Annotated in this window: 11 protein-coding genes; 2 read left to right on the forward strand and 9 right to left on the reverse strand. The window is 72.9% G+C overall.

All coding sequences use genetic code 11. From position 1 onward, the window contains the following. Positions 1-2: 2 nt before the first annotated feature. From DEI86_RS08910 to DEI86_RS08920, 3 genes are all read right to left on the reverse strand, one after another. Positions 3-701: a DNA-3-methyladenine glycosylase I gene (locus DEI86_RS08910; protein ID WP_111049324.1), complete on the reverse strand. Its 699-nt coding sequence runs from the start codon at positions 699-701 to the stop codon at positions 3-5. Between the two features lie 220 nt (positions 702-921). Further along, a complete protein-coding gene (locus DEI86_RS08915) occupies positions 922-1,281 on the reverse strand; it encodes a hypothetical protein (RefSeq protein WP_220035630.1) in 360 nt (119 codons plus the stop codon). 28 nt (positions 1,282-1,309) lie between these two features. Beyond that, complete coding sequence (locus DEI86_RS08920) at positions 1,310-2,989, reverse strand: sodium:solute symporter family protein (protein WP_111027053.1); 1,680 nt, start codon at positions 2,987-2,989, stop codon at positions 1,310-1,312. 237 nt (positions 2,990-3,226) lie between these two features. Between DEI86_RS08920 and aroQ the strand changes: the two genes are divergently transcribed. Continuing rightward, positions 3,227-3,667: a type II 3-dehydroquinate dehydratase gene (gene aroQ, locus DEI86_RS08925; protein WP_111009390.1), complete on the forward strand. Its 441-nt coding sequence runs from the start codon at positions 3,227-3,229 to the stop codon at positions 3,665-3,667. Between the two features lie 323 nt (positions 3,668-3,990). Here aroQ and DEI86_RS08930 read toward each other — a convergent pair whose 3' ends face one another. Beyond that, the gene (locus tag DEI86_RS08930) at positions 3,991-4,866 is read right to left on the reverse strand and encodes a hypothetical protein (RefSeq protein ID WP_146244892.1); all 876 of its coding nucleotides are present in this window, start codon (positions 4,864-4,866) and stop codon (positions 3,991-3,993) included. Positions 4,867-5,716: 850 nt separating this feature from the next. Further along, the gene (locus tag DEI86_RS08935; RefSeq protein WP_111036842.1) at positions 5,717-6,322 is read right to left on the reverse strand and encodes an NAD(P)H-dependent oxidoreductase; all 606 of its coding nucleotides are present in this window, start codon (positions 6,320-6,322) and stop codon (positions 5,717-5,719) included. A 217-nt stretch (positions 6,323-6,539) separates the two neighbouring features. Between DEI86_RS08935 and DEI86_RS08940 the strand changes: the two genes are divergently transcribed. After that, positions 6,540-7,028 carry an MSMEG_6728 family protein gene (locus DEI86_RS08940; RefSeq protein ID WP_111049326.1) on the forward strand — a complete coding sequence of 163 codons (489 nt, stop codon included), beginning with the start codon at positions 6,540-6,542 and terminating at the stop codon, positions 7,026-7,028. A gap of 236 nt (positions 7,029-7,264) precedes the next feature. Here the strand turns inward: DEI86_RS08940 and DEI86_RS08945 are convergent, their stop codons facing one another. The 4 genes from DEI86_RS08945 to nadB form a co-directional block, all read right to left on the reverse strand. Continuing rightward, positions 7,265-7,525 carry a hypothetical protein gene (locus tag DEI86_RS08945; protein WP_146244014.1) on the reverse strand — a complete coding sequence of 87 codons (261 nt, stop codon included), beginning with the start codon at positions 7,523-7,525 and terminating at the stop codon, positions 7,265-7,267. Between the two features lie 88 nt (positions 7,526-7,613). Then, positions 7,614-8,753, reverse strand: a complete 1,140-nt coding sequence (locus DEI86_RS08950; RefSeq protein WP_111049327.1) for a cysteine desulfurase family protein — start codon at positions 8,751-8,753, stop codon at positions 7,614-7,616. 7 nt (positions 8,754-8,760) lie between these two features. Further along, on the reverse strand, positions 8,761-9,702 hold the full coding sequence (gene nadC, locus DEI86_RS08955) for a carboxylating nicotinate-nucleotide diphosphorylase (protein WP_111049328.1): 942 nt from the start codon (positions 9,700-9,702) through the stop codon (positions 8,761-8,763). Beyond that, on the reverse strand, positions 9,699-11,327 hold the full coding sequence (gene nadB / locus DEI86_RS08960; RefSeq protein WP_111049329.1) for an L-aspartate oxidase: 1,629 nt from the start codon (positions 11,325-11,327) through the stop codon (positions 9,699-9,701). Before nadB ends, nadC begins: the two co-directional genes overlap by 4 nt. Positions 11,328-11,391 lie beyond the last annotated feature (64 nt).

Here is an 11,391-nt window from a genome sequence, read left to right on the forward strand (position 1 = left end):
GGTCAGGCCGGCCAGACACCGGAGCTGCCGCGACGGTGGCTGCCCACGAGGTGGGTGTCGACGATCCCGACGGCCTCCATGAGCGCGAACATCGTCGTGGGACCGACGAACGCGAAGCCCCGCTTCCGCAGGGCCTTCGCGAGCGCGACCGACTCCGGGCTCGTGGTCGGGACCTCGGCGACGCTCCGGGGCGCGGGTGTCGTCTCGGGCCGGAAGGACCACACGAACTCGGCCAGACCACCCTCGTCGCGGAGGGCGATCGTCGCGTTCGCGTTCGTGATCGTCGCGAGCACCTTCGCGCGGTTCCGGACGATGCCCACGTCGGCCATGCACCGGGCGACATCGGCCTCGCCGAAGGACGCCACCACGTCCGGGTCGAAATCCGCGAATGCACGTCGGAACGCCGGTCGCTTCGCCAGGACCGTGCGCCAGCTCAGGCCGGACTGGAACGCCTCGAGGCTCAACCGTTCGTAGAGGCCGCGCTCGTCCCGGACGGGCATCCCCCACTCGGTGTCGTAGTACTCGCGGAGCAGCGGATCGGTCGCCGCCCATCGGGGGCGTGCCAGGCCGTCCTGGCCGCGGACGAGGTCGAGAACGGCGCTCCGCGCATCGGGCGCCGGATGAGCAGGCACCGGATCGGCGGGCGTCGGATCGGCGGGCACGGGCACGGGCACGGGCACGGCGGGCGTCGGGTCGGTCATGTGCCGATCCTCCCGGCCCCCACCGACAGGTGCCCGGCGCCGGCCGGGGCTGGCCCTGGGCAGCGGAGGACGCGAGGAGCGGGTCGGGTGCGGCGCGTGGCGGTTCCGCGCCGCGCCTCCCGGCCGGGACACGACGGACGGGAGGGCCGTACCGGTGCCGGTACGGCCGGGAGGGCCGTACCGGTGCCGGTACGACCCTCCCGTCGGGCGTGTGCGCGCGTCAGGCCAGCTCGTGGCCCTCGCCCGCGGCCTTCTCGACGTCCTCGCGCTCGAGGTTGCCGACGATGTCCTCCTCGGGCACCGGCGCCAGCCGGTCCCACAGGAAGAAGAGCAGCCCGAGGACGAGCATCGAGATGCCCGTCCACAGGTTGATCTGGATGCCGCCGGTCTTCTGACCGTCGGTCGCGTGGTGCGCGATGCCCGTCAGCGTGACGATGATCCCGTACAGGACGAACAGGCCCCCGAGGATGCGGCGCAGGTCGAACCGACGGGTGGACGTGACGTACTCGCGCTTCTCGGCGTCCGTCATCGGAGCGCCCTCGCCACCGGGAGCGGTGCCCGGCTTGTTGGTCTCACTCATGGTGATCTCCTTGTCGAATCAGGACGGTCTACAGGAACGGCAGGTACAGGAGCACGCACAGGACGAGCGCAGCCGTCCCGAGCAGTGCCGGCGACCGGTACCAGGCGGTGTCCGTCGCGACCGAGTCGCCGTGCAGGTCGATCTTGCCGATGCCGTACACCAGCCCACCGAGCTCACGCTCGTCCCGCGGCTTCGTGAACATGCTGATGAGGAACCCGAACACGAGCACCGTGACGAACGAGATGATCGCGCCGTAGAGGGTCTCGGCGGTGCCCGTCGCGAAGAGCTTCGGGTTGACGAGGTAGGCGATCCACGTGACGGTCGGCGCGATGATGCCCGCGATGTACGACCACAGCGCCGCCGAGGTCGTCATGCGCTTCCACAGCAGGCCGAGGATGAACACGGCGAACAGCGGCGCGTTGAAGAACGAGAACAGCGTCTGCATGTACGTCATGATGTTCTGCGCCTGCGCGGCCAGGAACGCCGTCGCGATGCCGATGAGCACACCGACGATCGTCACCCAGCGCCCGGTCTTGAGGTAGTGCACGTCCGGCATGTTCGGCTTGATGTAGCGCTGCCAGATGTCGTAGGTGAAGACCGTGTTGAAGCTCGACACGTTCGCCGCCATGCCGGCCATGAAGCTCGCGAGCAGCCCGGTCACCGCGACGCCGAGCACGCCCGTCGGCAGGTACATCTGGATGAGCTTCGGGATCGCGTCGTTGTAGCTCAGCCCGGAGTGGTGCGCACCGGCGAGCTGGTTCCCGAGCGTCGCCGCGGCGATCAGACCCGGGATGACGACGATGAACGGGATGAACAGCTTCGGGAACGCCGCGATGAGCGGGGTCCGACGGGCGGCCGACATGTTCTTCGCCGAGAACGCGCGCTGCACCTCGGTGAAGTTCGTGGTCCAGTACCCGAAGCTCAGCACGAAGCCGAGGCCGAGCACGATGGCGAGCCAGTTCGCCCCGATCGGGTTCGTCGTGTGCCCGATCGCCGTGCCCGCCCAGGTGGACAGGTGCCGCGCACCGTCGGTGTGCTCGACCGCCTTGGTGAGCCCGGACCAGCCACCGACACGGTGCAGGCCCACGATCGTCAGCGGGATGAGCCCGGCGATGATCACGAAGAACTGCATGACCTCGTTGTAGATCGCGCTCGAGAGCCCGCCGAGGGTGATGTACACGAGCACGAAGCCCGCGCTGACGATGATCGCGAGCCACTCGGGCCAGCCGAGCATCGCCTCGATGACGATCGCCATCGCGTAAAGGTTGATGCCCGCGATGAGGACGTTCGACACCGCGAACGCCAGGGCGTTGACGAGGTGCGGGGCCTTGCCGAACCGGCGGAGCATGAACTCCGGCACCGATCGCACCTTCGAGCCGTAGTAGAAGGGCATCATCACGAGGCCGAGGAACACCATCGCCGGCACCGCGCCGATGAGGTAGTAGTGCAGGGTCGCCATGCCGATCTGCGCGCCGTTCGCGGCCATGCCGAGGATCTCGGTGGCACCGAGGTTCGCGGAGACGAACGCCAGACCGGTGATCCAGGCGGGCATCGACCGGCCCGACAGGAAGAAGTCCATGCTCGTCCGGACCCGGCGACGGGCCGTGAAACCGATGCCGATGACCACCGCGAAGTACACGATGATCATCACGTAGTCGACCCAACTCAGATCGAGTTGGATTCCGTTCTGTCCTGCAGCGAGAACCATGTCAACTCCACGTCGAAGTGCTTGCGGGGCGGGGCCCGGGGACGGGCTCCGGAGACGCACTCGATCGTGTCGGCGCGCCTCCGTGTGGGGGCGGGAGCGGCTCGGAGCCGATCCGACCCGGAACGTTACACCTCAGGGAACCAGGTGGAACCTCTGCGCCGATTCTCGGTTTCGTCGCGTGTGACCGTTCACATCCGGTGAGGCGCACAGGGTGGGCTCGGTCGTTATCCTCGGAGGATGCCCGCGCCCCGCATCCTGGTCCTCAACGGTCCGAACCTCGACATCCTGGGACGCCGTGATCCCGCGCAGTACGGCACGGTCACGCTGCAGGAGCTCGAGGACCTGGTGCGGACGACCGCGGAGCCGCTCGGACTCGAGGTCGCCTTCCGACAGAGCAACCACGAGGGCGAGCTCGTCACGTGGCTCCACGAGGCGCTCGACGACCACGCCGGCGTCGTCATCAACCCCGCTGCCTACGCCCACACGTCGGTCGCGCTGCACGACGCGGTCGAGGCCCTGACGGTGCCCGTCGTCGAGGTCCACCTGTCGAACGTCTTCAAGCGCGAGCCGTTCCGCCACGTCGACCACGTCGCGACCGCGGCCACCGCCGTCATCGAGGGCGCCGGGGCCGACGGCTACCGGCTGGCGGTGCTCCACCTGGCGACGCTGCTCGGCTGATCACGTCGGGACCGCGCGCGCTGCCGGTCGACAACGCAGGAAACCGCCGCCGGGAGGGACGGCGCGAGCCCGCACCGCGCCTCCCGTCCTGCGTTCTCAGCCCAGCCCCGGCAGGCGGCAGGCGGCAGGCGGCAGGACCGAGCCGCGTCGACACCGCAGGAACCCGCAGCCAGGAGGCACGGGGCGCGGCCGCACCGCGCCTCCCGTCCTGAGTTGTCCGCTCCAGCAGCAGGCCGGACCCAATCGCGTCGACACCGCAGGAACCCGCAGCCAGGAGGGGCGGGGCACGCCCGTACCGCGCCTCCCCGCGGTCGGCCGCAGGCCTACGTCGCCGGGTCCATCGCGAAGTACGCGCTCGTCATCGTGTCGTCGGCCGTGTCGCGGTCGGCGTCGTCGGAGACGCCGGTCGCGATCGACACCACGACGTTGTTGTACGCGAACCGCTCGACACCGACCGGCCGGACGTCGAGGGCGACGGTGAACCCGAACGCGGCCCCGGCGGGGATCGGGACGGCCACGACGAAGTCCTCCGCGAATCCCTCCTCCGGGGCCACGGGACGTGGGGTGACGGTCGCGGCGCTCATCCCCAGCGCGGTGGCCGTCACGCTGAAGGCGACGATGCGAGCCGCGGAGACCAAGGCGCCACCGGCGGGCAGCACGTCCGGCACGACCACCCGGACGACCGCGCCGGCGGGCGCGTCCGGTCCCGTGTTGCTGAAGGCCGTCGTCACGGAGTACGTCCTCCCGCTCTGCCAGAGCGACTGCTGGTGCTCGTCCAGGTACTCGAGCGGCCGCTCGACGAACGGCTGCCACCCGCTCCCGGCAGCGTTCCCCACGTCGGTCACCGCGAGGTCCAGGACCGGCGTGGTCGTCACCTGCGCCACCGCGGGCGGCAGTCCCGCGACCGACGCGGTGAGCACGATGACCCCGGGATCGAGCGATGCGACGAGGCCGGTCGCGGTGGCCTGTCCCGCCGCGTCCGTCACCGCCGTCGCCGTGGTGGTCCCCGGCGTGCCGAAGAACGCCGGTCCGGACACGCTGAAGACGACGGTCTCCCCTGGCGACGGGGCTCCGCTCCCGGAGAGCACCGTCAACGTCGCGTCGGACAGCGCGCCGCCCGCGGGGCGCACCGATGCGCCGGTGAAGGCGAGGGTCGCAGTCGCTTCCGCACTCGCGGCAGCCGCCGGGGTCGCCACCACCACGCCGAGTGCAGGGACGCTCCATGCAGCCGCCGCGACCACCGCCCGCCGCGGTAACGAGGACGGCGGAACCACCGCCTCCCGTCCGGTGCCGTCATCGTCCGTGCTGCCCTGTCCCACCGTGGCGTCCCTCCTGCGGGCCGCGACCGACCCGACGACCGGACCATAGGCTCGCCAACCATCCTGGCGGCGCTTCGGGACCCCCGTTCCACCACCGACGTCACCCCATGCCTCGAGGGAGGTCACCCGCAGGCGCGTCGACAACGCAGGAAACCGCCGCCGGGAGGGACCGCGCCCGCCCGCACCGCGCCTCCTGTTCCTGAATCACCGACACCAGCCGCAGGACCGGCCCACGTCGACAACGCAGGAAACCGCCGCCGGGAGGGACCGCCCCGGCCCGCACCGCACCTCCCATTCCTGAACTACCGACACCGGCCGCAGGACCGGCCCACGTCGACAACACAGGAAACCGCCGCCGGGAGGGACCGCACCGGCCCGCACCGCACCTCCCGTCCTGAATCACCGACGCACCAGCCGCAGGACCGGCCCACGTCGACAACGCAGGAAACCGCCGCCGGGAGGGACCGCACCCGCCCGCACCGCACCTCCCGTCCTGAACTACCGACACGCACCGGCCGCAGGACCGGCCCACGTCGACAACGCAGGAAACCGCCGCCGGAAGGGACCGCACCCGCCCGCACCGCACCTCCCGTCCTGAATTGCCGACACACCGGGCCCGGTGGCCGCGGCCGACAGCGACCGCGCCGCCGCCAGCGGGCCCGATGGGCTGGGTCGACGCGACGCGTCGGAAGGCTGCGCAGCAGAACGCCGCCCAGCGGAACGCAGCGCGTCAGAACTCGGCGGGCCGCCGCACGTCCGCTCCGGCGAGCGCACCGAGGCGCCCGCTGCGGACGATCGGGAGCGCCCGCTGCACGGCCTGGTCGATGCGCAACTCGAGCTCGACGCTGCTCAGCTCGTACGACCCCTCGTGCTTGACGAAGTCCCGCTCGTTCCCGAACACCCCGATCGGCAGCGTCGTCGACTGGAAGAACCCGAACAACGGCCGCATCTGGTGCTCCACGAGCAGCGCGTGCCGATCGCTGCCGCCGGTGGCCGTGAGCAGCACCGGGGTGTCGACGAGCTCGTACTGCCCGACCCAGTCGAAGAACAGTTTGAACGCGCCCGAGTACGCCGCTCGGAAGGCCGGGCTCCCGACGACGAGGACGTCGGCGGTCTCGACCGCCTCCAACGCAGCTCGTGTCGCCGCCGCCATGCTGTCGCGGGTGGGCGCGGCGCCGAGGTCGGCGAGCACGGGTCCGATCTCGACGACCGTGGTGCGGGCGTCCTCGAACTCGGCGGCGAACCGGTCCACGGTCGCGCGCACGAGCGTCGACGTCCGGGACGGGTCCGAGGGACTCCCGCTCACACCGACGATCCGGGGGCTGCTGCTCGTCATGCGCCGATGCTCACACGCCCGGCCATGGACGAGCCGCGATGTGACGACATGTGTCGAGGAACGGTGACCGGCACAGCGCCGGATCGGACCGCCCCCAGCCCGATCGCGACAGGCGGTCCGGCCCCACTCCCGGTCCCCGCCGACCGCTCGCGCGTAGCGTCGGTCGCGGTTCGGCGCGCCCCGGACCGCACCGACGACCGGGAGGCACGACCGCGGCATGCAGACCTTCCTGCCCTATCCGGACTTCCGTGCCTCGGCGGAGTCGCTCGACGACAAGCGCCTCGGGAAGCAGCGCGTGGAGACCCTGCAGGTGATGCGGGCGTTGACGTTGCCCGGGTACGGCTGGCAGCACCACCCGGTGGTCGCGATGTGGCGGGGTTTCCGACCAGCGCTCATGGCCTACCAGGACGCGACGTGCGCGGTCTGGCTCGAACGGGGCTACGCCGACACGTGCCTCGGCAAGACGCTGATCGACCTCGGCCGGGTCGAGGAGGACCTCGAGGCGTACGAGCACGGCGACGTGACCATGCCGCCGTGGTTCGGGGACGAGGCCGTACACCGATCGCACCGCTCGAAGCTCGTGCAGAAGGCGCCGGAGTTCTACCGGGAGCGGTTCCCGGACGTGCCGGACGACCTGCCGTACACGTGGCCGGGCGAGACGGTCCGCGCGGAGGCGGCGCACACGCCCGAGGCCGACCTCGACTGACGCCGCTCCGCGGGCGGAGTACGCGCGGTCCGACGCCCGGGAACGGCAGAGCCGGCCCCGCCACGGTTCAGGGGGGTGTCGTCGTAGGGTCAGGGGTTCGTACGACGACGCCGTGGCGGAGCCGGCTGCCTGAGCGCGACCACGTGGGCCGTGCTCCCCGCCGGGCGCTCAGGGTGCGTCCGGCGGAACGCGTCGATGACCGATCAGGGGGTGGTCACCGGCGCGGGTCCGAGGTGTCAGGAAGTGCGGCGATCGCCTCCGAGGGGGTGGCGGGCCGGTTCGGCGGACATCGGGAGGACGGCGCTGCCGACCGTCGCCAGGATCCCGGCGACCGCGACGACCGCGAGCGGCACGAGTGTCAGCCCGTGCGCCGCACCGAAGCCGAGCGCGAGGATCGTCGCGGGGGCCGGCAGGAGCTGCACCGCGTGGAACCGGGAGGTCCGGGTCGCGGGGCGCAGCGCCGGACTCGCCAGTCGCTGCTCGCTCGTGTCCGTCATGTCCTCCATTGTGCGGACCCCGGGCTGTCCGCGGAAGGGGGGACACGCCCCCCGAGATGGAGTAGACCGTCTAGTACACCCCTCCGGGTCAGACGGCGAGGGCGCGGACCGTGTGGACGGCTGCCGCGATCGCGTCCACCACGGCGGCCGCGCCATCCGGCCCGAGGTGGTCGTCGAACGTGAACCGCACGGCGGTGCGAGCGACCTCCTCCGGCAGCCCGAGCGCCGCGAGCACGTGCGACGTCTCCGTGCTGCCGGCCGCGCACGCGCTGCCCGCCGACGCCAGGATCCCCTGCTGCTCCAGCTCGAGCAGCACCGTCTCGCCGTTCGTGCCCGGCAGGCAGAACGACGCGTGGCCCGGGAGGCGGTGCTCGCGCGACCCGGTCAGCACCGCGTCGGGTACGCGGTCCAGGACACCCGCGACGAGCACGTCCCGCGCCGACTCGGCGACCGCGGCAGCGTGCGCACGTCGCTCGAGCGCGAGTTCGAACGCCCGGGCCAGACCGACGGCACCGGCGACGTCCTCGGTGCCCGAGCGGACGCCACGTTCCTGCCCACCGCCGTGCAGGAGCGGCTCGATCGGGACGCCCCGACGCACCGCGAGCGCGCCGATCCCCTTCGGCGTGCCGAGCTTGTGTCCGGACACGCTGACCGCGTCCGCGCCGAGCACGTCGAGCCCGACGGGCAGCCACGGGGCGGACTGCACGGCATCGCTGTGCAGGGGTACGCCGACGGCGTGCGCGACCGCGGCGAGCGCCGGGATGTCCTGCACCGTGCCGATCTCGTTGTTCGCGTGCGCGACGCTGACCAGCGTGGTGTCCGGCGTGAGCGCGGCGGCCAGGTCGGCCGGGTCGAGCCTCCCGTCCGACCCCACCGGCAGGAGGTCGACGGTGAAGCCGTGGTGCCGTACCAGGTGGTCGCAGCTCGCGAGGACGGCGTCGTGCTCGGTCGGGAGGGTGAGCACCCGGCGACCGCGCGGCGCGGCGAGCGCGATGCCCTTGACCGCAGTGTTGTCGGACTCGGTACCGCCGCTCGTGAACACGACCTCGGCCGGCCGGCAGCCGAGCGCGCCGGCGACCACCGCCCGCGCCGCGGCGAGACCCTGCGCGGCCCGGGCACCGACCTCGTGGATGGACGAGGGGTTGCCGAAGTCGCCCGTGAGCCAGGGCCACATCGCCTCGAGGACCTCGCGGCGGACGGGCGCGGTAGCGGCGTGGTCGAGGTACACGGCCGTCCTACCGATCGCGCGGGGCCGTGGCGACGTCGGGCTCGACGACGACGTCGAGCCCGAGGTCGAGCGCCCGGGCCGAGTGCGTGAGCGCTCCGACGGACACGATGTCCACGCCGGTCGCCGCGATGGCGGCGACGGACTCGAGCGTCACGCCACCCGACGCCTCGACGAGGGCGCGACCGCCGACGAGTGCCACGCCCGCACGGAGCATGTCCGGCGTGAAGTTGTCGAGCATGATCGTGTCGACGCCGGCGCCGACCACGGGTTCGATCTGGTCGATGCGGTCGACCTCGACCTCGAGGTGGACGGTGTGCCCGAGCCGCTCCCGCGCTGCGCGGATGGCCTCCTCGATCGGGACGCCCCGGGCTGCGAGCACCGCCAGGTGGTTGTCCTTGGCGAGCACCGCGTCGGACAGCGACGTGCGGTGGTTGTGTCCGCCCCCGCAGCGGACCGCGTGTCGCTCCAGCGCGCGGAGGCCGGGCGTCGTCTTGCGGGTGTCGACGATGCGAGCACGGGTGTCGGCCACCGCCGCGACGTAGCGCGCGGTGACCGTGGCGATGCCGGACATCCGCTGCACGAGGTTGAGGGCGACGCGTTCCGCGCGGAGCACCGACCGCGCGGCACCGGAGACGATCGCGAGCGTGTCGCCGGCCGCGAACGTGGCGCCGTCCGCACGCTCGAGTGTGACGACGATGCCGGGGTCGACCGCGGCCATGACGGCGGCGAACACGGCACCGCCGCTGAGCACGCCCGGCTCGCGCGCGGCCAGGGTGGCGGTGGCCGTGGCGTCGGCGGGCACGAACGCCTCGCTCGTCACGTCGCCCCAGGGGGCGTCCTCCTCGAGGGCGGTCTCGATGACGCGACGCAGCGCATGCGGCGGGATCGCCCCGACGGCGGTGGAGGTCGTGGGCGCGGCGGCAGTGGCACCGGTCGTGATGTCGGTCATGCAGGAACTCCCTGTCGTGGTGCGGTGGTGGGGACCGTGCGGGACACGGTCTCCTGCCTCGTCGACACCCAGGCGAGGGGCCGCGCCTGCGCGGCGTCGGTGCCGGGGTGGTCGGTGCGGGCGTGGGCGCCGCGGGACTCGGTGCGGGTCGCCGCCGCGTGGGTGACGAGGCGGGCGAGGGTCAGGAGGTTGCGGTCCTCGAGGGCGCTGACGCTCGGCGTCGGGGCGGCGACCTCGAGCGCCGCGAGGTCCCGCGCGGCGCCGGCCAGTCCGTCGGCGTCGCGGAGCAACCCGACCCGGTCCTCCATGACGGCTTGGAGCGCCGGACGCACGCGGGCCTCGTCGACCGGTGCCGGGCCTCCCGGCCGGGAGGCCCGGTCCGGGTCCGCCACGGACGTGACCGCGAGTGCGTGCGGACCCCGCAGGCGCGGCCGTGCCGGCCGCGGGACGTCGAGGGCGTCGGCGGCGCGCACGCCGAAGACGAGCCCCTCGAGCAGGGAGTTCGACGCCAGGCGGTTCGCGCCGTGGACGCCGGTGCAGGCCGCCTCGCCGACTGCGGACAGGCCCGGGAGGCTCGCCCGGCCCTCGACGTCGGTCGCGATCCCGCCCATCGCGTAGTGCGCCGCCGGCGCGACGGGCACGGGCTCGCGCGTCCAGTCGAACCCCGCCGCGCGCGTGGCCCGGGTCAGCCCCGGGAACCGGATCGGGAGCGTGGCACCGAGCGCGGTGGCGTCGAGCATCACGGGATCCCCGCCCTGCGCGCGCATCGCGGCCGCGATGCCGCGAGCGACGACATCGCGGGGCGCGAGCTCCGCGTCGGGGTGCACGTTCGTCATGAAGCGGCGCCCCGCCTGGTCGCGGAGGACCGCGCCCTCCCCGCGCACTGCCTCGGAGACCAGGCCGCCGCCGGGGACCGCGAGGCGGGTCGGGTGGAACTGCACGAACTCGAGGTCCGCGAGGACGGCACCGGCACGCCACGCGGCCGCCACGCCGTCCCCCGTCGCCACGAGCGGGTTCGTGGTGTGCCGGTAGAGGTGCCCGGCCCCACCCGTCGCGAGGACGACCGCGTCGGCGGCGATGCGCAGCGGTTCGCCGAGGAGGTCGAGGACGTCCACGCCGCGGACGGCGCCCTCGTGCACGACCAGGTCGACGAGGAACGTCCGCTCGAGGATCGTGACGTGGCGGTCGAGTAACGCACGGACGAGCGCTCGTTCGATCGCCGCGCCGGTCGCGTCGCCGTCCGCGTGCAGGATGCGACGGCGGCCGTGGGCGGCCTCGACACCGCGCGTCAGGTCGTCGCCGTGCACCTCCTGGCTCGCCGGGTCGCGGGTCCGGTCGAACGCGATGCCGATCGCGAGGAGGTCCCGGACGCGAGCCGGTCCGTCGGCGCAGAGGACCTCGATCGCGTGCTGGTCCCCGGCTCCCGCACCGGCGGCGACGGTGTCCGCGACGTGGGCGCCGACCGAGTCGTCCGCGCCGAGCGCGACCGCGATGCCGCCCTGTGCGTACGTGGTCGCCGCGTCGGTGAGGGCGCCCTTCGTCACGAGGGTGACGTCGTGTCGTCCGCTGGCCCGGACGGCGGTGGTGAGGCCCGCGATGCCGGAGCCGACGATGACGACGTGCATCAGGCCTCCCGGCCTGCGTCGAGGGGACGGGTGGGGGCGAGGGGGCGAGCGGGCGCGAGGGGGC

This window comes from Curtobacterium sp. MCBD17_028, assembly GCF_003234875.1.
GTDB lineage: Bacteria > Actinomycetota > Actinomycetes > Actinomycetales > Microbacteriaceae > Curtobacterium.